This window comes from Mediterraneibacter catenae (assembly GCF_008691045.1).
In the GTDB taxonomy this organism is placed as follows: Bacteria; Bacillota; Clostridia; order Lachnospirales; family Lachnospiraceae; genus Mediterraneibacter; species Mediterraneibacter ornithocaccae.
This window is the reverse complement of the sequence record NZ_VMSO01000002.1, coordinates 236,588-261,545: the sequence shown is the minus strand read 5'-3', so window position 1 is coordinate 261,545 and position 24,958 is coordinate 236,588. Positions and strand designations below refer to the sequence as shown.

Below are 24,958 nucleotides of genomic sequence, written 5' to 3'. Positions count from 1 at the left end.
TTTTTACATCATATCCCAAAAGCCTTGTCGTACTCAATAACTCCATTTAATTTGTTTTGACTTCCGTTAAGATTAAGTGCCATAAAACTTTCATCGTCAACTTCAAATGGCGCTTTTATTCCACACTCACTTGCCGGAATATATCCTGCCTTTGGATAGTATTTGGAATGTCCCAAAACAACTGAATATTCATATCCCAATTTATGTGCTATACTGTGTCCTTCTTTCATCAAAGATAATCCGATTCCCCTGTTCTGATAATCGGGTAATACAGAAAGAGGGGCAAGCGCAAGAACCTCAACCCCTTGAACAACTGCTTTTGTAAAAAGAATATGTCCTACAATTTTTTCGTCCTCGACAGCAACAAGAGAAAGTTCCGGAATAAACGATTTGCTTTTTCTTAACGCAGCAACTAAGTTCTGTTCATTTCCATCTGTATATTCAGCATTTTCAAATGCTTCTTTTACAACATGATATACCGTATCATAATCTTCTGGTCTTTCTTGTCTTATAATCAAAATAGATACCTCCATAGTTTTAAGTTTTTTTACAATTACAGGAAATAGCAAATCTACTATCTACCTCTCAATTTTTATGGCTCTGACAATGATAATATCCGGGATTTCTTTATTAAAATAGCATTCTTCGTAAAATCCGTCTATGACAAAACCAGTATCAAAACACAGATTAAAAATATCCTGTAAAGAACGATGATAATAACATTGTTTTTGTGGCTGTCCTTCAATCGCAATATCGTAATAGCTGTGCGGCGTCATATATTTTTCTGTAAGCGTTACAAAACAGGGGTGCTGTGTCGCAAATACAAATACTCCGTTATCCTCAAGCAATTTATAAACAGAGGTAAAAAGCGGCTTAATGTCTGTAATATCCATGACCGCCATGTTTGAGACTGCTTTTGTAAATGGCTTATTTCTTTTTAATGCCATCAGACTTGTTTCATTCGTAGCGTCTGCTACACAAAACTCAATGTGATCAGCATACCGTTTTTGGCGCTTTTTTGCCAGTTCCACCATTTTTTCACTATAATCAAAAGCCAAAACAGAGACAGCTTTTTCTGCAAGATATGCAGAATAATTTCCATTCCCACAGGCAATATCTAAAATATAATCTGTTGGATCAGGATTTAGAAGCTCTGTTACTTTTGGACGGACAACTTCTCTGTGAAAATCATTTGATTCATCCCCCATTGAACAATCCCAAAATTCAGCGTTCTGATTCCAGATTGCTTTACTTTCTTCTTTTGAATACTGTATAATATCCTCTTTCTGCAAAATTACTTTTTCTCCTTCGCCGCATGGCTCCTGAAATGCGTGATAATGATGTTCCAATATTTCATCTGTTATCACAAACGGCGAATTGGCATTTAAGACCTGATTTCTTTTATATAGTCTTTTTTGCAAAAGCTCCTTACTGGCTTTCATATAGACAAGTTCCGTTTCAGCGCCTGCTTTTTGGATCAGCTCTTTATAAAAATTCCGATTTTCCTTACTCCAGAAACTAAAATCAATCACAACGTCTTTTCCCTGCTGAATCAGGGACAGCAGCTTTTTTTGAAGCGCAGCTTCCACCTGCTCTGACAATTTTTCATATTGTTCTTCCGGATAATCAATTCCCTTTCTTCCATAAAGTTTCCACATTTCTTCGTCAATGGAAAGTCGGATATATCCTTCCTGTTCTTTTTTCTTGGCGTAAGTAGTCTTTCCAGAACCACATACGCCGCACATCATAATAACCTTGCTCATAAAACTCCTTTTCTTTTTCCGAAACGGCATCTATCAATTTGCACTACACAACAGAAAGTTCTTCAATCGCTTTATCTAAAAAAATCATGCCGTCCAGATGTTCCAGCTCATGGCAGAAGCATTTTGCCATTTCATCTTCTCCGTCAACTATAATTTCCTCTCCATATTCATTGAGTGCCTGAATCGTGACCTTTTGTGGACGAATTGTTTTTACAAAACGGTTCGGGAAACTAAGGCATCCCTCAACACATTCCTGCACACCGCTTTGGCTTATCATTTTCGGATTTACAAGTTTTAATCGTGTATCGTTAAAATCAATGACAACCAACCGTTTCAAAACGCCAACCTGATTTGCTGCCAGTGCAGCTCCATTTTCTGTTTCATGTAATGTATCAAGCATATCATCTAAGAGCTGCCTGATTTTATCATCAACTTTTAGGACAGCTTTACATTTTTTTCTTAATATAGGGTCGCTGTCATAACGAAGAAATCTTGTTGCCACTTTTTACCTCCTGTCTGCTGCTGTCAGCTCTTGATTTTCTCAAACTTACATCAAATAAAAATACCTCCTCAATGGCACACTCAAATACTTTAGAAATATCATATGCAAGCCAGATAGATGGTTCAAATTTTTCTGTTTCTATGGCATTTATCGCCTGCCTTGAAGCTCCAACCAGTTCTCCTAATTGCTCTTGCGTCAGCCCTCGCTGTTCTCGCAATTCTTTTATTCTGTTTTTCATAGTTCCTCCAAAAGTAAGGTTAACATTACAATAATTATATATATTTTTCTTGTAATGTCAACCTTACACCCATTTTCTGTTACACAAATATTTATAAAAACAGGAAACGATACCATGTTTCAGATATCGTTTCCCTATATCATACCCTTATGAATAGATCATCTCATGCAGAACAATTTCTTCTGCCCGGTTACGGATGTTATTGCAACGCTGCACCCATTCCATTTGAGAAGTACGCTTTAATTCCTCTGTCACGCCCTCGGTAGCTTTCATCTGCTCCATGATAGTGTCTAACCGTTCCTGTGCCTGTTCGTTCAGGTCTGCAAGATATGTCCACAATTCTCCGGTTAGTATCAGTGTGTTCAATCTGGCTGGGTGGACTTCTCTTAAATATTCCCGGTGCATCCGTCCGTACTTTCCAATAGGACGGTGTTCCTCCGGCAGCTTCAAATCTGGGATATAGTAATCTCCGACAAGGATATAATCAATTCCGTTTTCTGTTATTCTTGGTTTCAATTCGCTCATATTTTTAATCTCCTCATTCTGGCTTATTTTTTGCAAGTCTGACTCTCCAGAAATATTGGTAAATCATTGGTAAAATTGAGAATGAAACATAAGAACTACTATTTATAGAAGTATTTAAGACGATTTGAGACTTTTTATTCTGAACAGTAAATCCTGCCGTGGCACACGAAAAGCACTCGTATCATATTTTAAAGTCTATCAATATGGATTTATACTTGACAACTTCCAATTTATCGCTGAATCATCAGCTTTCTCATGGTCACGATTATACCAAGACAAGACTGACAATTCAACATATCTTAGAACTTAGCTTTGCAGAAGGAACAGCCAGCCCGAAAGAATTTACGGACTGGCTGTATCAGCAGAGTAATATTATCGAAAATTTGTCAAACCTTTGATTTTATTTTTTGTCCATTCATCAATGCGCTCACTTAACGCTTTCAGATATTCAGAAAACTGTATATTTTCTTTGCCGTATGTCAACTGTAAGTCATATTCCAAAGGCAGCCAGGTCGATAGATCTGATTCATTATGAGAGATAACTGCTTCCAGTTTATCCAATGCCTTATATGTTTTTGCTTCTTTGGTTTGAAGCTCTTTCATTTCGTTCAGAAGCTCCAGCCATTCAAGCCTTTGTGCGGCTGGAAAAGAACGAACCCAGTCAAAAAAAAGAGCGTCTTCGTTCACGGTATCTGCATCTGTCTTTTCAAAGGCTGGCACATCTCCGGTAAAGGTTTCTCCGAGATCGTGGATCAGACACATCCGTATTACTTTATTCATATCCGTATCCTGAAACTCCGGTTCTTTCGACAATAGCATGGCCATTAAAGCAATCCGCCAGCTATGATCCGCAACGCTTTCTTTCCGGTTTTCCTCTGTGAAGCAGTGGCGGGTCGTTGTTTTCAGCATGGCGGCTCTTGAAAGTATGTTCAAAAAGTCACCTGGCATCATTGATCTTTACTCCTTTAATTGCACTAATTGTATTTATAGTATAACACATTATCAGAAACAATTTAGTTTATATCAATTTCTTCTGTATTGTTATTAAAGTCATATCTGACCACAGCGCAGTTCTTTACGCCGAAAGCCGCGTATTCAGCATTGGTCATCTCATAGAAATAGGACTGCACAACTCTGGCAATCCCGTTGTGTGCGACCAGGATATACGTCTTGTTATCCGACTCTTCCCTGATTTCATCCAGAAGATTATACACCCTCTGTGCCAGCTGCAGCATGGATTCCCCGCCTTCATGCCGGCAGCAGAACTCTTCTTTTGCCTTTTGGAATTCTTTCCCGTTCCTTGGGGTGGCTTCCCACTTTCCGAAGTTCTGTTCTTTCAGGCGGGGTTCCACACGCGCCGGAATACCGGTTATCTCGGAGATATGACGGGCAGTTTCTGCCGCGCGGACAAGAGGGGAATACAGGATTTCATCTGCTTTGATCCCCTCCGCCAGTATCTTCTCTCCGGTCTCAATGGCCTGCTGATGACCCATTTCAGTCAGTTCTATATCTGTAGCTCCACAGATTTTATTTTCGACGTTCCATACTGTCTGCCCGTGGCGGACAAAATATACGCATCCCATATGCCTTATTTCACCTCGACAAGCTCGATACGGAAGTTCAGCTCTTTTCCTGCCATTTCATGGTTCGCGTCAAAAGTGATCGTAGTCTCATCTTTTGCTGTCACTTTAACCGGGAACGGCTGTCCATACTGGTTAGTCAGATATACCTGCTGTCCGGCTTCCAGTTCTTCAGATCCCGGAAGCTGTACAATCTCAATAGTGAAGACAGCATTCGGATCCGGCATGCCATAGGCTTCGTCCGGCATCAGATGGACATCGACAATCTGTCCGACTTCCATATCAGCTACTGCGGCGTCAAATCCCCTGATCATCTGGCCGGCACCGCAGACAAATTCCAGCGGTTCTCCGCGGTCATAAGAAGAATCAAACTGGGTTCCATCATTAAATGTGCCTCTGTAATGCGTACGGCAGGTCTTGCCGACGTTGCGTCCGGTCAGCGTCGGCTGAGATCCGCATCCGCCTCCGCAGCTTTCTCCGCATCCGCCGCCACAGGAATGACCGTCCTCATGATCGCCGCAGCTGTGACCGTCCTCATGATGGTGATGATCACAATTTGCTCCGGTAGAGATCAGCTCGCCTTTCAGGTAGGCCTCAACTGCCTGATCCGCGTCTCCTTCTGCACCGGCACACAGCTCAACTCCCGCTTCAGCAAGTGCTGCCTGAGCTCCTCCTCCGATCCCGCCGCAGATCAGCACATTAACTGACTGGCCGGAAAGAAGTCCTGCAAGGGCACCGTGACCGATTCCATTGGAGCCGATGACATCACTGGAAATCACCTTATTATCCTCAATCTCATACACCTTAAAGAACTCTGTTCTCCCAAAATGCTGAAAAATGTTTCCGTTATCGTAGGTTACCGCTATTTTCATTTTTAACTCTCCTGTCTCCTGTATATTTCTTCATCTATCATTATCCTTATCCTGCCGATAATGTCAATAGTTGTTTTATTGACAAACTAAAATGCAGCTGATAATATTTCTTCTGGACAAAATATTACATAAGAAGAGCAATATTTCGCGCCGGAAAGGATCTGTTATTATGAACCCTCTTAAAAAAATCTATTGCAGGACCTTTCAGACAGGATTAAAGATCGCCCTGCCGTTCCTGCCCTATAGAAAGCCTAAGATTGTCGGCAGTGTGAAAGCTTTGCCGGAAGTCATTCAGAAGAAAAAATGCAGTAAAGTCCTGATCATTACTGATGCAGGCATACGAAAACTGAGGCTTACCCGTCGTCTGGAAAAAGCGCTTACCGATGCCGGGATTCCTTACTGTATCTATGATAAAACAGTAGCCAACCCTACTACCGACAATGTATCTGAGGCCGTTGAGATTTACCGGAATGAAGGCTGCGACTGTATCATCGGTTTCGGAGGCGGATCAAGCATGGACTGTGCCAAGGCGGTTGGAGCCTGTATTGTAAAGCCAAAGCAGTCACTGGCGAAAATGAAAGGGATTTTAAAAGTCCATAAGAGGCTGCCTCTTTTAATGGCGGTTCCGACTACCGCGGGCACCGGAAGCGAAACGACACTGGCTGCAGTCATCACGGATGCGCAGACACGTTACAAATATGCAATAAATGATTTTCCGCTGATCCCCAAATATGCTGTCCTGGATCCAAAGGTGACTTTAAGTCTGCCGCCGTTTATCACTGCGACTACCGGGATGGATGCCCTGACTCACGCTGTGGAAGCCTATATCGGAAATTCTACTACTTACGGGACAAGAAAAGATGCACTGCTGGCTGTGAAACTGATCTTTGAGAATATCGATACTGCCTATACGGACGGAAGCAACGTGGAAGCCCGCCGCAATATGCTTCACGCATCTTTCTATGCCGGATGTGCATTTACTAAATCTTATGTTGGATACGTACATGCTATAGCGCATTCTCTCGGCGGCGAATACAATGTGCCGCATGGGCTTGCCAATTCAGTGATCCTTCCTATGATGCTGGAATCATATGGCGAAAAAATCCATAAGAAGCTGTCCCGTCTGGCTGTCGCGGCAGGACTTGCGGATGAGACCACTCCCTGTGAAGAGGCTGCCGGACAGTTCATACAGGCTGTTAAAGATATGAAGAAGCGCTTTGGCATTGGCGACAAGATACCTGAAATTCAGGAAACAGACATTCCTAAGCTGGCTCACTATGCCGATAAAGAGGCAAATCCGCTGTATCCGGTACCTGTGCTGATGGACGCATCAGAGCTGGAACCATACTATCATATGCTGATGGAAGAAGATTCAGATACTGAAGATCAGCGGGAGGATTATTCGGACACGCCGCGCAATATTGGTAAGGAAGGAGATACGGAACATGACGGAACAGGAAATTAAGAGCATTGTTACAAAGCAGAGAAATTATTTTCTGACCGGGGCAACTCTTCCGGTCAGTACCCGAATCGATGCACTTCACAGGCTGTATGCCGCGATTACCGAACATGAAAAAGAAATCAACGATGCGCTCCGGAAAGATCTGGGTAAAAGCGGATTTGAGAGTTATATGTGCGAGACAGGGATGGTACTGGAAGAACTCAGTTATATGATAAAGCATACAAAGCGGTTTGCCGGAGAAAAAAGAGTGCGGACGCCGCTTGCACAGTTTCATTCCAGAAGTTACCAGAAACCATCGCCCTACGGCGTGACGCTGATCATGAGTCCGTGGAATTATCCTTTTATGCTGACGCTCTCTCCTCTGGCAGATGCCCTGGCGGCTGGAAATACCGCTGTTGTGAAACCAAGCGCTTATTCTCCTTACACCAGTGAGGTGATCCTGCGTATCCTGTCACAATGCTTTGAACCTCAGTATGTTGCTGTAGTGACCGGCGGGCGGGCTGAGAATACATGTCTTCTGCGTGAACACTTTGACTATATCTTTTTCACCGGCAGCCAGGCTGTCGGCAAAGAAGTAATGAGAAATGCCGCAGAACACCTGACGCCTGTTACGCTTGAGCTGGGCGGAAAGAGTCCGTGTATCGTGGATCAGACTGCAAATATCAGGCTTGCGGCAAAACGAATTGTCTTCGGAAAATATCTGAACTGCGGACAGACCTGCGTGGCACCTGATTACATCTACTGCCACCGTTCTATTAAAGATAAACTGATAAAAGAAGTACAGAAACAGATTCAGAAACAGTACGGCAAACAGCCGCTCCGCAACCCGAATTATGGAAAAATTATCAACGAAAAGCATTTTGATCGGATCCTGGGTCTGATCGATGAAAGGAAACTTGTGCATGGCGGAAGCTCAGACCGCAAAACACTCCGCATTGAGCCTGCTGTCATGGATAATGTGACATTCTCCGATGCTGTAATGCAGGAAGAAATCTTCGGACCGATCATGCCGATTCTTGTATATGACAATCTGGATGATGTGATACGTAAAATCAATAACATGCCTCATCCTCTGGCACTTTATTTCTTTACCTCAGATAAATCAGCAGCAAAAAAAGTTACTTCACGCTGTGGATTCGGAGGAGGCTGTATCAACGATACAATCATTCATCTGGCTACTACTGAAATGGGATTTGGAGGATTCGGCGAAAGTGGTATGGGTGCTTATCACGGCAAGATAGGTTTTGATACTTTCTCCCACTATAAGAGTATCGTAGATAAGAAGACATGGATCGACCTGCCGATGCGGTATCAGCCCTACCGGAAAATACATGAGAAAATGGTAAGATTCTTCCTGAAATAAAAGTATGTTGAAATAGAATTCGATCATAAAATTTACTGCCCGGTATTGTCCGGGCAGCATTATTATCATCATCTTTCAAATGTTCCAAACACCTTCTGTACTCCGTCTCTTAGCATAACCTGTCCTTTTGCGAGCACAGTATTCAATCCAAGTGTTCTTTCATCCAACAGACAAATATCCGCGTCAAATCCCTCTTTTATGAGTCCTTTTCTGTCCAGTTTCAAGATGGAAGCCGGATTGCTTGTGATTCCTTTTACTGCAATTTCCAAAGGAATGTCTTCTCTCTGGACACATTCCCGCACTTCCTTCAGAAGGCAGGATGCCTTTCCGATCCCAATCCCCTGGAACTCTCCTTTCTCATTAAAGACAGGCATACTTCCCTGACCGTCTGAAGAAATGGTAAACCGGTCGCTTGAAATGCCTCTCTCCAAAAGCATGCGGATTCCTTTGCACACGCGTACTTCATCGCAGATTGTCTCCCAGTAGTCGATATCTTCATTTCCTGTAAAATCAATAGTACCGCCCTCTGCGGCAAGATCCAGACATTCCTCAAAGAGAGCTGCATTCCGGTTTACATGGGTGGGAAGGAACTGAGAGGCAGGAATCTCAGTTTCACGAATCACCCGACGGATCAAGTCGAGCCTGCGTTCACTGTCTCCCAGATGGACGTTCACAATCCCGGCCTTGCCTGAGAGCATCCCGGCCACTCTGGCATCCGCTGCAATCCGTGCGAACTCTTCAAAGGAAGGCTGTGACGAGCGGTGGTCAGAGATTGCTACCTCTCCTACACCGATTACTTTATCCAACATCATGATATCCTTCATCAGGCTGTCCGTCAGCGTCTGTACCGGAACCTGATAGGAGCCCGTATAGGTATACGTGGTGATTCCTTCATTTTCCAGGGCATGGGCCTTTGCCAGCAGAGCCGCCATATCCCTTCCGACGCCGTCCGTGCCGATACAGCCAACTACCGTAGTAATACCGTTTCGGACCAGATCTCCCAGAGAAGCCTCCGGCGTCCGCGTGTGGAAGCCGCCCTCTCCGCCTCCTCCGAGGATATGCTCATGGCTGTCGATAAATCCCGGGACAGCCACCATGCCCTCTGCATCTATCTCACGGACTTCGACACATCCGCCGAAGTCCGCTTTCAGATTCTCACCGAGTGCGGCGATTCTGTCTCCTAATATGAGAATGTCCTTAACACCGGCATATTCCGGCTGATAGACTTTTGCATTTCTGATGATGGTAACCATATCTCTCTCCTTATATCTGAATACGTTTCTCTGTGTATTACAGCAATCCGGCCGGCGTCATCCAGAACACCGGCCGAAGTATACTTCTGTTTGCTTACTGAAAATTGATCGCAACTGCGATTGCAATAAATATCGTGCCGAGTACAAAGAAGAATGCCTGCATCTTAATCTGGAACTTCGCCCATTTGCCCCATTCAATCCTTGCAACACCGAGCACTCCGATCAGGCTTGCCGATACAGGGGTAAATGCATCCACAAAGCCCGCGCCCAACTGATAAGCCAGAACTGCAATCTGACGGGACACGCCTACCAGGTCTGAAAGCGGCGCCATGATCGGCATCGTAAGTGCAGCCTGTCCGGAGTTGGATGTCACGACCAGGTTGAACAGGCTCTGGAAGATATACATAAACCATGCTCCCAGGAACGCCGGGACACCGTCAAGTGCATTTCCGATACCGTACAGGATTGTGTTCAGCACAGACGGAACATCCGCGTCAGAACCGCCCAGTACAAGAAGGATACCCTTTGCCATACCAACAACCACTGCTGTGCCTGCCAGATCCGCAATCCCGCCCTGGAATGCAGAAGCCATTCCATTGATAGTCATGCCGTTAAGCTTGAAAATAATTGCGATAACACCTGCCACGAATCCCATAACAAAGAACTGGGATGCAATCTCCGGGATATAGAATCCTCGCTGGGTAACGCCCCAGACTATCCAGATCAGGACTGCCAGCATTTCCAGAAGAATCAGCTTATGGCCCAGATTAAACTCCCGCTCTTCCTCTGTTACAGTATCCATACGGCTGCGGAAATAAGCGTCTCCAGTGTATACTACGGATTTCTCCGGCGTCTTGCGCACGCCCTCTGCGTAAACCATCATGAATCCGGCTGCCGCAAGTGTCACGACCACCCACATGATCAGACGGAACGTCGCACCGGAAAGGACCGGAACTCCTGCGATTCCCTGTGCCACCGCAACGGAGAAGGGGCTCATCCAGGACACAGCATTTCCCACCTGTGAAGCCACATAGGTCACGGTCACCGCTACGATGGAATCATACCCCAGCGCGATCACAAACGGAACCATGATCATGGCAAAGGGAATACACTCTTCTGCCATACCGAAGGTTGCCCCGCCCAAAGAAAACAGAATGAAGAGCAGTGGCAGAGCCAGACGCTCCAGTCCCTTTGTCTTTCTGATAAACGCATAGATTCCCGCGTCAATGGCACCTGTTTTCATAATGATACCGAATGAGCCGCCGATCACAAGAATCAGAGCGCACAAGCCAACTGCAGAACCAGAACGGTCACCGGTAACAAGTCCCTCGAACACATAGTTCAGAAATCCGAATCCACCGAAATCCTCTGTACCCCAGATACCTGCTGTCTTGTGAAGTCTCTCGCTGGTATCGTAAAAATCTTCTCCGTACAGACTGTACATCTCGTCATCACTGATACCCACTGCATCCAGATCTTCCTGCGTCCACGCGGAGGAGTCAGTCTCCATCAGTGCCGCAAGAGCTTCCGGATCCACTTCCAGTTCATCCATCAGTTCCTGATCTTCGCTGATATCAGCCAGAGCATCCGCTACAAAATCTGTGTTTAAGTTATAGCTGTACCGAAAAGTATCCGCCATAAGGACCGTCCTTGTGGCAGTCTCTCCGTTAGCATCCGTGTACTCAATCTCATGAGTGCTAAATTTTCCTGCCGGAATCAGAAATGTCAGAAGCCAGCAGGCGATTACTACGAAAAAGATAATCGCATAAGTATGGGGCGTCTTCAGCTTGGTAAAGTCCTTTTTTGCTGAAGGGACACGCCCCTTTTTGTTTTTTCCAAACATTGCACTTGTCTCCTCCCTTTAAATATGCATCCACTATTGTAACCGAATGCATAAAAATACACAATATAAAATTTACAGGAATCGACAAGAATTTACATGTTCGATGCAATAAATCTCCCGATTTACGGAAGAACAAGAGCCGGCCGGAAATTAAGAAAGTCCCCGGATACCAGCATATAGTTAATCCCGTGAAATTCTCCGCGGATACTGTCCCCGAAGCGGCTCTCCCCATGACAGTGTGAATAGACAACAGCGGAAACGCCGTACTCTTCTGCGATCTCCGTAAACGGCGAGGTCTCTTCCAGTATATTTGTCGGCGGATAGTGAAGAAACATAATGAACTTCCTGTATCCCGCGTCCGCCGCCTGGCGGAAGGATTCCCGAAGCCGGTCCATTTCTCTTGCGACCAGCTTCTCGGCCTGCTCTTCTTTCTTTTCATCCCAGCCGGTAATATTTCCCCACCGGTCGAGATAGAATGGACCTTCAAAGGTAAATCCTTTCGTCCCAACCAGTGCATAATCCTCGTATACTGCGAAGTTATTCTGCAGGAAGAACAGCCTGTTCTTATATTCCTCATTCAGCCGCCCCGTCTTCTTCGCATCCCAGAACATGTCATGGTTTCCCCGGAGCAGGATCTTGCGCCCCGGCAGCCGCTCGATGAAAGCGAGATCCTCCCTGCACTCAGGCAGCTTCCTTCCCCAGGAGTGGTCGCCGGTGAGCACCAGGGTATCGTCCGGTTTTACGATCCGGTTCACATATTTCTCGATCTTGCGTTCGTGGCGCTTCCACACACTTCCGAAAATGTCCATGGACTTGTCGGACTGGAAGCTGAGATGGAGGTCGCCTAGTGCGTAAAGTGCCATAGATATATACTCCTTCCTTTAAGGGAACTGTAACGCAGCTTTTTGCAAGGTTACAATACGATACTGCCTCTCTGTCAGATTCTTTCCAGATAAACTTCCGGCACGCCAAGCGTAAGCCAGACTCCGTTGACAGAACGATAAAAGTAAAAGCCATCCCGGTACATCTGACCGCTTTTCACTTTATATACAATTGGCCTGCCATGACGCTGCCCCACAGCTACCGCTGTCTCTATGTCCGGAGAAAGATGTACATATATGCGGTTCCCCGGCCTTAACCCTGTTTTCTCAATAGAAGCGGCATATTTTTCCGCCGTGCCGTGCCAAAGCACGTCCGGCGGTTCTATCGGCTGAAGCTCCAGATCGACCGGAATAGAATGCCCCTGGTTTGCCCGGATCTTCGTTCCCTCTTCGCTGAATGAATATCTCTGCTTCTTATCTGTTCTCACTATTTCTTCAAGTATTTCCCTGTTAAACTTTTTCTTCTGCGCAATCCCTGCAATCAGTTCATCGACATCAGCCCAGCCGTGCGCGTCCAGGCTGATTCCGATTACTTCGGGATGATGACGCAGGATCAGACTCAGATACTTGCTTAATCTGTCATAACTCATGTTCTCCAGCACCTTATTCCTTTTAATAATTTGCTCCGCGCTACATTTTCATATTGTGCATCGTGCAGGGACGCACCATTGCACCATATTCATCCACAACGTCTACCACAAATACATTTTTCTTGACGTCCGTCTTCCGCAGTCTTCTGCCAATCTGCTGTAGATAAAGAACTTTTGACAGCGTAGGCCTTGCCATGACAAGGATCCCCAGCTCCGGATAATCCCAGCCCTCTGAAATCATATTGCAGGCGCATAAAAAACGGATCTCTTTGTTTCTAATTTCTCTTACACAATATTTTTATATGTTATCAACGACACGTTCCCCATCTCCTCAGCCCTTCGCCTGCACACTTCCGTAAATCCATTCTTCCCGAACAGATACAGCCACACTTTCCTATAATGGAACATCTGGCTTCTCTTCACAAGCTTATCCAGCACTCCGGTATCCACTTTTTCATTCGTCCACTTGCACTCTCCAAACAGGGCAGTTTCATAGTCCTGCTCTCCCATAATATCAATCTCTGTCTGGGTACGCGCAGCCGGATCAGTTCCCCACCAGCGTCCCAGATCCTTGAACTCTACCGGAGACTCTCCGTTTAACAAAAGCCTCCAGAGGTACTGCTTGCAGATTTCTTCAAAAACTTTTCCCATATAATCCGGCAGATGCGGTTCGATCCGTTTGTATGCCAGATCCGCAGCGCCTCGTGCGATAATAGAGCTGTTTTCCGGTACAAACCGAAACCAAAATCGGAACATATTGTCATCAATTGTATAAATGGACTTTCGAGAGGCTTTTTCGCCATACGGTGTCTCTTTTTGCACAATACCCAGGTTGATCAGATTTCTCAGATAAGTGGAGCATACACTCGTATCCTCTCCCACTTTCGAAGAAATCTCAGCCATCCGGGAAGCGCCGGTGGCAATTGCGGTAATGATCGCATTGTACAGAGCCGGCTCTCTTACCTCCTGTTTTAGCAGATTTTCCGGCTCTTCAAACAGAGAAGAGATTGGATTCAGGAATGTGTTTTTTATATTATCCTCTACGCTTAATCCGTCATCCATCTGGAGCAGATACTGGGGAGTTCCGCCCACGATACCGTAAATCAGCGCTTTATCTTCATCGGAAAAATTTTTGAAATACCGACAGGTATCCGCAAAATCAAAGGGCAGAATTTTCATCTGAGCTGTCCGTCTGCCATACAAGGGAGCTTTGTATGCAAGGACCTGATCTTCCATATATGACATGGACGATCCGCAGAGTATCAGCATCAGCCTGGAATTTTCTTTATATTTATCAACCAGAAGCTGAATCGTAGAGGCAAGGCTTTTAGAAGAGCGCGCCACATAAGGATACTCATCGATCGCAAGGATCAGCCTCTCATTTTCAGCCAGCTTAAACACATACTCCAGCGCAGCCTGAAATGTAAGAAAGGCTGTGTCTGCCTGGAGCCCTGTTTTATACTCCAGAATATTTCTGCTGAAGTTCTCAAGATTCTGCTTTTCATTACTTTCCACGCCCATAAAGTAGATTGCCTTTTTATCTTTTATGAACTCATTTATAAGTGCAGTCTTCCCAACACGGCGCCGTCCGTAGATCACCGCAAATTCAAACTTATCAGAGGTATATAATTGATTCAGTGAATCCAGCTCACGCTCTCTTCCAATAAACATTCTTCTGCCTCCATATGATATATTACCCTTAATATATCACTCACATTTATTTTAGTCAATTACGTTTTACTAAATCATATTATAGTAAATAAGATGCCTGCATGTTTCATTTTCCAAACAATGCGGGCATCCTATTTTTGTCCTGTTTTTCTTATTTTCCTTCTTCTTCCGATCAGCTATTAAGTATATCGGCTATCGTCTCCGACGCACATTTATTAATCTCATGTCCTGCGCCCGGAATGATATGTAACTCCGCCTGCGGCAGAAGCTCGCTAAGCTGTCTTGAGGCTTTCAAATTCGCCCTGTCCTTTTCTCCGCAGAGGATCTTCACCGGACATCTGACCTCTCTTAGCCTGGCGGTTAAGTTCAAAGAACGCATGGAATGACACAGACGGATCATATCCCGTTTTGAAACACCCATATCCGAAAAAGCTTTTTCAGGCATACAACGAAATATGAAATTCTGAAAATCTATCAGCAGAGCAGGTGTCTTATACTGCACTCCGATCAAAATCAGTGAATCTACTTTTCCTTTGTGGTGAATCGCATAATCAAGGGCAAGCACTGCGCCAAGCGAAAGACCACATATTCGGAAAGCTTCTTTCACATTTGTATATCGTTTTTCAAAACCTGTCCGCAGTCCGGTATATGTCAGTTTCCCCTCCGGCAGTGCAGACAGCTCCGGACAATCCACGTCCGGCAATGACGCCTGACTCAGCACTGCATCCCAGTCATGCGCTGTCTGCCCCATGCCATGTAAAAATACTGTTTTCATTTCCAGCCGCCCTCTCTTTAGATTCTCCTCTTATCCTCTCCCCAGTATCTCCACCGTCTTCCGATCCCGTCTCCCCTTATAATACTTCTCGATCACTCTTGTAAACACTCCCCCGCTTCCCTCCGCCGCTTCAAAGAGCGTCATGCAAGACAGCAGCTTCAGATCATCCGGGCTGCCGAACACGCGATGAGGATCATCCGTATCCAGTTCCAACAGAGCCTCGCTGATCTTCCTCAGGTTTCCTCCCAGATACGGGTCATTCAGAAAATCTTCTGCTTCCTCGAGATCCTTAATCGCATAATATGCGGACATGCTGCTGAATCCCAGCCCGTGGATCTGTGGAAAGATATACCACATCCAGTGGCTTTGTTTTCGTCCGTTTTTGATCTCCGACAGAGCGGTGTTAAAGTCCCGCCTCTGTGCCTCTGTAAATCTCTGCAGATCACTCATGGTTCTCAACTCCTTATATTCTTATCCATTTACAATCCGTTGTTATAGATATCATTAATTACCGCCTGGGCATGCTCCATCTCTTTCTTCCGCATGATCTCATCCCTGTCGCTTAAGATTGCCAGCATCTCATCCACCAGATCCTCGATCCGAGGGTTTGTCACACGGTAGAGATATCCGATCATCCTCGTTGCGGTGTAATCTGTGTTCATATTTTTATACGCGATCTCTGCACAGAACTCCTTTGGGTAGCCCCTGCTCAGCAGAAGTCTGTACAGCTCGTCCGTTCTCTCTGATGCCATGCTCTCACACCTTTACTTTCTCGAACCGGTATTTCTGCCTGATATCCGGATACTTTTCCCTGTCCACCTCACTCATGAACATGGCATAGGGTCTTGCGCAGACCTTGAACGGCGCATAGAGCGCCTGGTAGATGACCAGCCGCTCTCCGGTTTCTGTGTGCTGGGCGAAAGCAAGCACTTTATACAGGTATTCCGAGGTGTCGGCGGACACCCACTCTCTCTTAAAATGCTGCACAATGTCACCCACACAGATATCTCTTTTCAGTTCTTCCGCTTCTGCCTTCGGCTCCGGTTCTGTATCCAGCTCCTGATATTCCTCTTTGTCAAGAGAAATCGGCACACCGGATTTCCCTGTGATATGTACGCCGCCATACCAGGTCCCCTGAATCTCGAAAATGTCTCCAATCTCATATTCTGAGTTGTATTCATCGTTTTTCTTTATAATTCTTATCCTGCTCATTTCGTCATACCTCTTAAAGAATTTTTTCGGAAAGCATATGCCACAGCAGTTCATAAGCTGCTGATTACTGTACCAGTCTATCATAAAACGACAGAGAGAAAAAGCCGCTCGCTAAAACAGACATATCTGTTCATATTCCGCGTTTTTCCCCAGCATCGCCGGCGTCTTATGAAGGAAATATTCCACAGCATTGTCATCTGTCACCCAGTCTTCCAGCTCGCTTCGCTCCAGGATCAGCGGCATCCGGTCGTGGACCGGCTTTACGGAGGGATTTGCCTCTGTTGTCAGGATCACGAACCGTTCCTGCCCGTCAAAGCAGTCATAGCATCCCGCCATAAACATGACCTGGGAATCCGTCCGCTCAAAAGAAAACTTCTCTTTAGACTTATTCCACTCCCAGAATCCTTTTGCCGGGATCACGCATCTTCTGTGCAGGACGCTCTCTTTAAAAGTGCGCCGCTCCACAGCAGTCTCCGCCCTGGCGTTGATCAGGATCCCCTTGCCGTCAAAACGGGGAAAGCCCCAGATCATCTGCTCCGCCTCCATGTGGCGCCCCCTCCCCGTTATCACAGTGACCTTCTGGGAAGGAAAGACAGCTGCAGTCTGATCTGATTCACTACATATCTTCTGATCCAATTTCAGTACCAGCCGTCTAATCTCCCTTGCTGTTTCATCATCCATATAATATCGTCCGCACATTATCTTCTCCGTTTTCCTTCCGCTTTTAGTTTATCCAGAACAAATGTTTGCAGGTCAAGAGGATTGTTTTTCCAGCTCTATTAACCGATTTTTAAAACCATAAAATCATTCCAGCGCCTGTCTGTAGTAATCATTCTCAATGATCAGCTGTCCCAGTGAGAGACGGCTGCTCACGATATACTTGATATTCTCAACATAGGCGTTCTTCTCTTCCTCACTCATCACCACGCCTTCTGCCGGTTCAAATGTGCCTGTATACCTGTTATACATTCCCTTTTCTGTGAGCCACGAGTTTGAGAAAAAGATCACGATCGGATCTGCTGACGACAGCACATCCGTTCCCGCCATCATCCTGGAATCATACTGAAGCCCGAGGAGATTTGACACTGTAGGAAGGATATCTACCTGGCTGCACGGCTTGTCCACCGTCACCGGCTCATCCATCGACGCAGACCAGAGGATCCAGGTGTTCCTGTACACATCCACATCAACCGTCTTCTCGTCTAAGTTTTCCAGCGACTCCGCATTGAAGGACCGTCCAGCCAGTTCCTCCAGCACATCCAGATCGGAGTATGGGATATGGTCCGGCGCCATCACGATCACCGTCTTGTCTGCGATCCCTGCTTCTTCCAGATTGTCCACAAGCCTTGTCAGCCCTTTCTCCAGCTCCAGGTTCGCTGCAATATAAGCCTTTGTCTTTTCCGAATAAGGCAGCGCCTCCACAAGCTCACTGTTGCGCTGAGACATCTGACTGCCGTCAAAGCTGTATGGAAGATGCCCGCTGATCGTCAGATAATAGATATTGAAGGGCTGAAGATCCTTGTATTCGTCAAATGTCTGACTGATCATATAGTCGTCTGACTGAGGCCAGTATGCATTTCCGTATTCATTTGTCTCAGCAGTCAGCGGGCTGGCACACTCGGTAAACTGCCGCCATTCATAGCCGAGATTTGGGTGGGACAGCTCCCTGCCGTACATGTTCTGGTTAAAATGATATCCAATCGAAGTATACCCCAGCCGGTTCAGCTGATTCGCCAGTGTAAACGGAAGATAGGTTCCCTGCTTCCCAGTCTCGCTCATACTCACGGGGAATCCCGCCTTCGGATACAGACCGGTAAGATTCTGGAACTCTCCTCCTGAGGTGCTTGTAAAATGCAGTGTAGAATAAAAATTGTTGAACACAAACCCTTCGTGCGAGAGCTTATACAGCGTCGGCGTGAGTTCCGGATCTATCATATATCCGCTGAATCCCTCGGCAGTGATAAAGATCACATTATATCCCTCAAACATTCCTGTATATTCGTTCTGCCTGGTTGGGATCAGAGACGCAAAATACTCACTCAGCCACGCAGAGCCGCTGCTGGAAGCCGAGGCCTTCAGTGCGTCAAAATCGATATCCATCTCGTTATATGGATATACGATTTCCTTTTCTTCCTCCGCCTCAATTTCCTGCTCTTCCCCCGTTACGGCGGCAGCGGCTTCCTCATCGATCTGAGCGCGGCTGCCCTCCGGCACTCCGAATATCTGATTGCGGACATCCAGCCGCAGCATGGCGATAACTCCCAGCTGCTCTACCTGATCATCTATATTCGTGTCAGTGCAGTACAGCATTTCCGGTGTAAAATCTCCCTGCCACGGCGCAAAAAAGATCACAGCCAGAGCTGCTCCATGGACCAGCACCGCAGCTGCGAGAGACAGCAGGCCGTTTGTGAGACCATTTATGAAAGCCTCTTTTTTCCTGCTCTGGCCACCCTTTTTCGGTTCTGTTATTTTTACCCATGCCGTATAGATAAGAAGCGGCAGGACGAACAGCAGAAATACTCCTCCTGCATTTTCCCGGACAGACTGCACCACAGTCGATGCATAATCTGTCAGCTTATTACCCGCGGCAGTTTCCACGGCGCTGAAGATCTGAAAATACTGCTGCAAGATATCTCTGCTGATGCATTCTATTACAAAGAGAAGTGATGCCGCCGCAGTTATGACTGCTCCCACGATCTTTGCGGGAAGCTCCGGCAGGAAAAAGAGGATCCCCGCGCAGAACATGCCGGCGGCGCCGGCCAGAAGCAGGAATACAGGCGCGTACGTCATATCCAGCCGCATATATAAATGGAACACAATCTCCAGATACAGAAAAAGGAAAGGAATGCACATCCTCCAGTTTTTAAAAAAACCTGCTGCTTTTTTCATCTTTTGTCCCCTGCATTTTACTTATTTTTTACAAAATATATGCTACGTCAAGTATAACACGCCGGGCTCTAAAAGAATGAGAAAATTTTGCAGGATTTTATCAGAAAAAGACCTGGTGGTCCGCCTCTATACGAATTTCTAATGCATAAACAACCTAAGGATCATCCCTGCCCGCAGTAGTTTCTAAGATTGTCCAAAACCTTCTTATTCAGCCTTTCCACTGCCTGGCGTGTCATTCCTGATGAGCGTTTCTGGCAGTTCACATTGCAAAACTCAAGCAAAGTCTCGTCCCCTAGTCCCATCAGTGTATCGCAGTAGTACCATGTATTTTCTTTGTTAAGCCATTGCTTTAAGGCTTTCATATCAAAGCACGGACTGAGCGCAGTATTAAACAGCAGCTTATTCTCTCCGAGGATCTCAAACTCCGGCTCATAGAGAAGTGTGACATTTTTGCTCAGGCAGCTGCATACCACGTCACATTCCCGCAGAAGTTCGTGCAGCTCCTGATAAGTATATCCCATTTCTTCCTCCAGCTCCGGCTTCCTTGTACGGCTGTAATAACGGATATCCGCGCCAAAGGCGGTCAGTCCCTTCGCCACGGCACGGGCGCTGGCTCCCATCCCCAGGAATCCCGCTTTAATTCCCGAGATCTCAGAGATTTCTCCGAGAAGGGGCGGATTCCCATCCGTTCCGTGGAGGCGGCGGATCAGCTCCGCGATCACATATTCTGCCACGCCCTCATCCCCATAGTCGCGGATACCGGTCACTCTGATCCCGTGTTCCTCCGCATATGTGATGTCTACATTAGAGCTCGCCGCCGAGTACAGGCTGCAGCACATTCCGATATACTGCAGATTCGGGCAGGCTGACAGGATATTTTCACCGATCGTGCGGTTATAGCTGACAAAAACCGCATCTGAATCCCCGATCCGCTCAATGATCTCTCTGTCATCTTTTGGCTCTGTGTCATAAAATATAGCTTCCTCACAGTATTCTTTTACCGCTTCCCTGCCCTCCGGCAGAAATGATACCGGCTGGATCGCCGTCAGTTTCCTGATTTTCTTCATTTTGAGTCCTCCTGCCTATTTTACATAATCTTACAAAATATACATTATACAAATCATTTAATTTTTCTATCAATTATCAGCTGATCTGCCATCTGACATGGCTTCCCTCTTCATCCTTGCTCACGATAAGCTGATCCTCGATCTCCTGCTTCAGCTCTGTCACGTGGGAAATGATCCCGATCAGCTTGGATCCGCCAGCCATGTCCTGGAGCACACGGACCGCCTTATTCCTGGAATGGTCATCCAACGATCCGAATCCCTCGTCGATGAACATCATGTCCAGGTTCACTGACGCTGCGCTCTCCTGGATCTGATCTGCCATCCCCAGTGCAAGGGACAGCGCTGCCATAAATGATTCGCCGCCTGACAGTGTCCGCACTTCTCTTTCCTTCCCTGTCACTGTGGAGTACACCATCAGATCCAGTCCCCGGTTCTTGCCCGCACCTGCCCGGTCAAGGTCACACATGCGCAGCTCGAACTGCCCTGCCGACATCTCCCGGAACCGACGGTTTGCCGCATACAGGATCCGCTCCAGATAATACCGCTGGACAAAGGTCTCAATATCCATACGCGAGCCGGATACTTTTCCTGCCAGAAGGTTATACAGATCGTCCAGACGCTTATGCTCCTCCATGATCTTTCCCCGTTCTTCCATGACAGGCTCCAGCGCCCGGCAGACATCTGTATTGGCCTTATAATATTCCTTCACTTCCTCAAGCGCTTCCTGTGTTTCTGCCATCTTCTCTTCCGCCTCGAGCCGTGCCTGCTCCAGCTCTTCGAGCAGGGGACGCTTTCTGCCGCCGATCGCCGCGGCCGCAGTGTCCTTTTTGCTCTCCGCAGCGGCTTTCTTCTGTCTGTGTATGTCCGCCTTATTCTGAAGTGCTTCTGTCTCGTTTCGCTCATACTTTTCAGTCAGCGCTTTCCACTCTGTCTCGGTCAGATTCTTTTCAGCCATGCACTGTTCATATGCCGTCTTTTTCAGTTCTCTTTCTTCCTTCAGTCCGGGAAGCTCCGCAGTGTACCGGCTGATCAACGTCTCCGCGTTTTCCCTGGCGGATTTTGCCTTCTGTTCGGCATATCTGGCAGCGCTGTATGCCCCTTCCCTCTTTCTCTTCTCTGCCTCGGCCCTGGACCTGGCTTCTTCTGCATCCTTTTCTGTCGGATAATCCCGGGAACCTTCCAGTGATGCAAGCGACGCACGGGATGCCGCCAGCGCTTCCTTTGCCCCAGCCGCTGTTTCTGCCGCCTGATCCGCCTTCTGCCTCTGAGCCTGCTTTTCTGAATCCACGTTCTGAAGGAAGCTCCTGATCTTGTCCAGCGTCCGGGCATCCTGCTCCAGCTGTCTGCCTTCTGCCTGCAGTGCTTTCTGCCATGTGGACAGTCTGTCCTTCCATAGACTCAGGTCTTCTTCAAGATCCGGCATTTCTCCTCTGACTGTCCCTGCGGATTCCGGAAATAACTCCTCCATCTTCTCACGCAGCGCATCGAGTCCGGCCATCCGCTGCTTCTCCTTCTCCGCCAGCAGCGCGGACGCCGCCTTTGCTGCCGCCGCGGCGCTCTCCTGGTTCTTCCGCAGAGCCGCCACCTCTTCGTCCAGTCTGTCCAGAGTTTCTCTGCTCAGATCACTATGATCTTCTCCCAGCTCACACGGATTAGGATGTTCCAGAGAACCGCAGACCGGACAGGGCCTGCCCGGGCGGAGCTGCTCTCTGGCGATAAATCCTGCCTGGGCATTCAAAAAGAGTCTCCGCATATTTTCATACTCAGCATTTTTCTTCTCATAGACATCGCTGGCTTCTGCATAATCAGAGCGGGCTTTTTCTGTTTTCTTCCGCTGTGACTCTGCCTCCATCTGGAGCATTTCCGCCTCGCCGATCTTCTCTTTGATCTCTTCTGCTTTCCTGCACTTCGCCTTCCACTGCTCAAGGAGCACATCTGTCCGGCTTAATCTCTCTTCCTGTTCCCAGTGCTCCTTTTCCTGCCGCTCCAGATCTTCCAGCCTCTTTCTCGCCTCTTCTGCCGCTTTCCCGGATAAAACGGATATTTTTTCCTTTTCTGCTGCATCTGCCTGTGCGATCCTTATTTTTTTCAGGACTTCCAGTGCCTTCTCCACACGTTCAGAAATCTTCGTGAAGGATTGAATCTCCCGATCCAGGAGCATTTTTGCTTCCTTCTCACGCTGTTCCGCCTCTTCATACACCTTTCTCAGATCCGGAAGGAGCTTCTGCTGTTCATCCAGCCGCCGCTCTGTCATGGATACAGTGCTTTGGGCATCCCGATATCTCTGCCAGACAGAGCTGATCTCATAGGCTGCTGTGATCTGACCGATCAGCCGGAGCGAAGCCTTGATCTCATCTTCCCTGGCAGCGCACTCTGCCAGCTCTTTCTCCGCGCTGTCCAGCTCATGGAACCGGCGGAGCAGCTCGCGGGCGCTGCTGCATGTATCCCTTTTTTCCAGGAAATCCTTCTTTGCCTCCTCATATTTCTCCGATGCATGAGCCGTCTGCTCTTCCAGCTCTCCGCAGAGGATGTGGAGCTTCTCCAGGAGCTGCTCCATGTCCACCACAGAAAGCCTGTCTGAATCGATGATCCTCCTCTTCAGCAGCTGCAGTTCCCTGTAAATGATCTGTCCTTCCCCTTCCGGGCTCTCCGGCACTTTCACATGAGACACTTCTGTCTGGCAGACGGTCCTGATCTGGCCGATCTCCTGCTGCTTTACCCTCCTTCTCCGAGCCAGCTCATCCACGATCTTCTGATAGAGCTCCGTGTGAAAAAGCTTCCGGAAGATCACCTTCTTATCATCCGATTTTGCCCTGAGCAGCTCCATAAATTCTCCCTGAGCGATCATCGCCACCTGCATGAACTGATTCTTCGTCAGGCCTGTGATCTCCTCCAGCTTACGGTCTGTCTCTTTCTGGGGATACTCAGTCCCATCGGGCATAGTCAGCGCAACAGATTCACTCTCTTCCTTCACTCCGCTTCCTCTTTTCAGCGGACGGATATGCCTCGGGATACGGCGGACAGTGTATTCCTCCCGGTTCTTCCCTGTTCCTTCGGTAAAGGTCAGTTCTACAAAGGGCTCCACGTCATAGTCCACAAACTGGCTCTGCAGTTCCGTCCCGTCCTTTTTGTTGGCGCCTGAGCTTGCCTCCCCGTAAAGGGCAAACACGATAGCGTCAAAGATCGTCGTCTTTCCCGCGCCGGTATCTCCCGTGATCAGGAACAGATTTTGATTCGTCTGTTCAAAATCTATGACAGTCCGTTTCCCGTAAGAGCCGAACGCCTGCATGATAAGTCTCGTCGGTCTCATCCTTGTTCCACCTCCTGTACTGCATTGATCACATCGCGCAGAATCTCTTTTTCGCCTTCGTCCGCATCCTTCAGGAACGAGCAGCAGAGCGCAAAAGGATCCAGCTCCTCTTGTACAGCTGCCCCTCTGCTGTAGTCCGCCGTCCTCAGCGTTTCCCTGCGGATCTCCAGAAGATAGGGAAATGCATTGCGGATTCGGTCCTGCATGTCAAAAATATCCAGATCCGCCCGGTCTGTCAGGATCACGGTCACATAGTCTCCGCATGCCTGCTCCAGTACCTCCGAGAGCTCTCCGCGGATGACTCGCACCTGCCGGAGCGGTTCGAGGGGTAGTACGGTTGTGCGGACGTCCCCTTTCTCTTCCATTTCCACCATGATGATGCCCTTCTGCTGTTCCGCCTCGCTGACCGAGCATGCCAGCGGCGTGCCGCAGTAGCGGAAGAACTCGCTCCCCACCTTCATGGGCTTATGGATATGTCCCAGCGCGGCGTAATCAAACCGCTCCAGGATGTCCGCTGAGACTTCATCGATATTTCCGACTGTCCGCATCTCCGAATCCATCCTCTCCACCTCGTCCGCATTCTTTCCCGCCGGAAGGTAGAACTGATGGCTCACCAGCACATTTCTCTCCGCTTCATTGATCTCCTCCCGTCCGATCAGGCGGCGGAGCGTCTCATTATAGGACAGATTGTTCCCGTTCTCATCTGTTCCCACAAGCTGTTTTACCATAGACGGCTTGACGAAAGGAAGCAGGTAGAAATTCACAGGGCCGTGCTCATCACTTAAGGTCACCTTTTCGATGGATTCGCCCTCCCTCCTTGGCGGAAGTCCGATCATGTGGAGATTCTGCCGGGAAAGGACGCTTCGGAAACAGTTGACCCTCGGACCGCTGTCGTGGTTCCCGCTGATCAGCATCACAGCGGTGTCCGGCAGAGCTGCGGCAAGACCGGCGATGAAGCCGTCGAACACCTCCACTGCCTCCGCAGAGGGCACTGCCTTATCGTAAATATCCCCCGCAATGACAATGCCGTCAGGCTGTTCCCTGACGGCAATATCCGTGATCTGCCGTAAAATGTATTCCTGATCTTCCCTGAGATCACGATTGATAAGCTTCAGACCGATGTGCAGGTCTGAGAGATGGAAAAATTTCATTCAGGAATCCT

Annotated in this window: 25 protein-coding genes; 2 read left to right on the top strand and 23 right to left on the bottom strand. The window is 47.6% G+C overall.

The window, feature by feature from the left end; translation table 11 throughout:
• Window positions 1-8: 8 nt before the first annotated feature.
• The 8 genes from FNY66_RS02965 to FNY66_RS02925 all read right to left on the bottom strand — a co-directional run bounded on the left by FNY66_RS02965 (window position 9) and on the right by FNY66_RS02925 (window position 5,480).
• The gene (locus FNY66_RS02965) at window positions 9-518 is read right to left on the bottom strand and encodes a GNAT family N-acetyltransferase (protein WP_008981868.1); all 510 of its coding nucleotides are present in this window, start codon (window positions 516-518) and stop codon (window positions 9-11) included.
• 60 nt (window positions 519-578) lie between these two features.
• Window positions 579-1,748: an AAA family ATPase gene (locus FNY66_RS15895; RefSeq protein ID WP_267872921.1), complete on the bottom strand. Its 1,170-nt coding sequence runs from the start codon at window positions 1,746-1,748 to the stop codon at window positions 579-581.
• Window positions 1,749-1,806: 58 nt separating this feature from the next.
• The gene (gene def, locus FNY66_RS02955; RefSeq protein ID WP_033126562.1) at window positions 1,807-2,265 is read right to left on the bottom strand and encodes a peptide deformylase; all 459 of its coding nucleotides are present in this window, start codon (window positions 2,263-2,265) and stop codon (window positions 1,807-1,809) included.
• Window positions 2,240-2,503 carry a helix-turn-helix transcriptional regulator gene (locus tag FNY66_RS02950; RefSeq protein ID WP_008981865.1) on the bottom strand — a complete coding sequence of 88 codons (264 nt, stop codon included), beginning with the start codon at window positions 2,501-2,503 and terminating at the stop codon, window positions 2,240-2,242. Before FNY66_RS02950 ends, def begins: the two co-directional genes overlap by 26 nt.
• Before the next feature lie 147 nt (window positions 2,504-2,650).
• Window positions 2,651-3,028, bottom strand: coding sequence for a TnpV protein (locus FNY66_RS02945; RefSeq protein ID WP_087160469.1), 378 nt, complete (start codon window positions 3,026-3,028; stop codon window positions 2,651-2,653).
• Window positions 3,029-3,400: 372 nt separating this feature from the next.
• Complete coding sequence (locus FNY66_RS02935) at window positions 3,401-3,979, bottom strand: HD domain-containing protein (RefSeq protein ID WP_087151184.1); 579 nt, start codon at window positions 3,977-3,979, stop codon at window positions 3,401-3,403.
• Between the two features lie 62 nt (window positions 3,980-4,041).
• Window positions 4,042-4,611 carry a histidine phosphatase family protein gene (locus FNY66_RS02930; protein WP_087151183.1) on the bottom strand — a complete coding sequence of 190 codons (570 nt, stop codon included), beginning with the start codon at window positions 4,609-4,611 and terminating at the stop codon, window positions 4,042-4,044.
• A gap of 5 nt (window positions 4,612-4,616) precedes the next feature.
• The gene (locus FNY66_RS02925; RefSeq protein WP_150310237.1) at window positions 4,617-5,480 is read right to left on the bottom strand and encodes an FKBP-type peptidyl-prolyl cis-trans isomerase; all 864 of its coding nucleotides are present in this window, start codon (window positions 5,478-5,480) and stop codon (window positions 4,617-4,619) included.
• 169 nt (window positions 5,481-5,649) lie between these two features.
• Here FNY66_RS02925 and FNY66_RS02920 point away from each other — a divergent pair, with 169 nt between their 5' ends.
• Both FNY66_RS02920 and FNY66_RS02915 read left to right on the top strand, forming a co-directional pair.
• Window positions 5,650-6,945 carry an iron-containing alcohol dehydrogenase gene (locus tag FNY66_RS02920; RefSeq protein WP_150310236.1) on the top strand — a complete coding sequence of 432 codons (1,296 nt, stop codon included), beginning with the start codon at window positions 5,650-5,652 and terminating at the stop codon, window positions 6,943-6,945.
• On the top strand, window positions 6,926-8,305 hold the full coding sequence (locus FNY66_RS02915) for an aldehyde dehydrogenase (RefSeq protein ID WP_087151180.1): 1,380 nt from the start codon (window positions 6,926-6,928) through the stop codon (window positions 8,303-8,305). Before FNY66_RS02920 ends, FNY66_RS02915 begins: the two co-directional genes overlap by 20 nt.
• Before the next feature lie 68 nt (window positions 8,306-8,373).
• Here FNY66_RS02915 and iadA read toward each other — a convergent pair whose 3' ends face one another.
• From iadA to FNY66_RS02840, 15 genes are all read right to left on the bottom strand, one after another.
• Window positions 8,374-9,558, bottom strand: a complete 1,185-nt coding sequence (iadA, locus tag FNY66_RS02910) for a beta-aspartyl-peptidase (RefSeq protein WP_150310235.1) — start codon at window positions 9,556-9,558, stop codon at window positions 8,374-8,376.
• A gap of 94 nt (window positions 9,559-9,652) precedes the next feature.
• Window positions 9,653-11,401, bottom strand: a complete 1,749-nt coding sequence (gene yfcC / locus FNY66_RS02905; RefSeq protein ID WP_087151178.1) for a putative basic amino acid antiporter YfcC — start codon at window positions 11,399-11,401, stop codon at window positions 9,653-9,655.
• Window positions 11,402-11,523: 122 nt separating this feature from the next.
• Window positions 11,524-12,264 carry a metallophosphoesterase gene (locus FNY66_RS02900; protein ID WP_087151177.1) on the bottom strand — a complete coding sequence of 247 codons (741 nt, stop codon included), beginning with the start codon at window positions 12,262-12,264 and terminating at the stop codon, window positions 11,524-11,526.
• 74 nt (window positions 12,265-12,338) lie between these two features.
• Window positions 12,339-12,872 carry an RNA 2'-phosphotransferase gene (locus FNY66_RS02895; RefSeq protein WP_150310234.1) on the bottom strand — a complete coding sequence of 178 codons (534 nt, stop codon included), beginning with the start codon at window positions 12,870-12,872 and terminating at the stop codon, window positions 12,339-12,341.
• 40 nt (window positions 12,873-12,912) lie between these two features.
• A complete protein-coding gene (locus tag FNY66_RS02890; RefSeq protein WP_150310233.1) occupies window positions 12,913-13,113 on the bottom strand; it encodes a hypothetical protein in 201 nt (66 codons plus the stop codon).
• A 44-nt stretch (window positions 13,114-13,157) separates the two neighbouring features.
• Complete coding sequence (locus FNY66_RS02885) at window positions 13,158-14,543, bottom strand: ATP-binding protein (protein WP_150310232.1); 1,386 nt, start codon at window positions 14,541-14,543, stop codon at window positions 13,158-13,160.
• Window positions 14,544-14,715: 172 nt separating this feature from the next.
• Window positions 14,716-15,318, bottom strand: a complete 603-nt coding sequence (locus FNY66_RS02880) for an alpha/beta fold hydrolase (RefSeq protein WP_150310231.1) — start codon at window positions 15,316-15,318, stop codon at window positions 14,716-14,718.
• A gap of 30 nt (window positions 15,319-15,348) precedes the next feature.
• Window positions 15,349-15,768, bottom strand: a complete 420-nt coding sequence (locus tag FNY66_RS02875) for a DUF1810 domain-containing protein (protein WP_150310230.1) — start codon at window positions 15,766-15,768, stop codon at window positions 15,349-15,351.
• Window positions 15,769-15,797: 29 nt separating this feature from the next.
• Window positions 15,798-16,070, bottom strand: a complete 273-nt coding sequence (locus tag FNY66_RS02870; protein WP_087151172.1) for a hypothetical protein — start codon at window positions 16,068-16,070, stop codon at window positions 15,798-15,800.
• Between the two features lie 4 nt (window positions 16,071-16,074).
• Window positions 16,075-16,530: a DUF1653 domain-containing protein gene (locus tag FNY66_RS02865; RefSeq protein ID WP_087151171.1), complete on the bottom strand. Its 456-nt coding sequence runs from the start codon at window positions 16,528-16,530 to the stop codon at window positions 16,075-16,077.
• A 111-nt stretch (window positions 16,531-16,641) separates the two neighbouring features.
• On the bottom strand, window positions 16,642-17,229 hold the full coding sequence (locus FNY66_RS02860) for an SOS response-associated peptidase (protein WP_087151170.1): 588 nt from the start codon (window positions 17,227-17,229) through the stop codon (window positions 16,642-16,644).
• Window positions 17,230-17,334: 105 nt separating this feature from the next.
• The gene (locus FNY66_RS02855) at window positions 17,335-19,419 is read right to left on the bottom strand and encodes an LTA synthase family protein (RefSeq protein WP_150310229.1); all 2,085 of its coding nucleotides are present in this window, start codon (window positions 19,417-19,419) and stop codon (window positions 17,335-17,337) included.
• Window positions 19,420-19,580: 161 nt separating this feature from the next.
• A complete protein-coding gene (locus FNY66_RS02850) occupies window positions 19,581-20,486 on the bottom strand; it encodes an NAD(P)-dependent oxidoreductase (RefSeq protein WP_150310228.1) in 906 nt (301 codons plus the stop codon).
• A 76-nt stretch (window positions 20,487-20,562) separates the two neighbouring features.
• The gene (locus tag FNY66_RS02845) at window positions 20,563-23,796 is read right to left on the bottom strand and encodes an AAA family ATPase (protein WP_150310227.1); all 3,234 of its coding nucleotides are present in this window, start codon (window positions 23,794-23,796) and stop codon (window positions 20,563-20,565) included.
• Window positions 23,793-24,947: an exonuclease SbcCD subunit D gene (locus tag FNY66_RS02840; protein ID WP_150310226.1), complete on the bottom strand. Its 1,155-nt coding sequence runs from the start codon at window positions 24,945-24,947 to the stop codon at window positions 23,793-23,795. Before FNY66_RS02840 ends, FNY66_RS02845 begins: the two co-directional genes overlap by 4 nt.
• Window positions 24,948-24,958 lie beyond the last annotated feature (11 nt).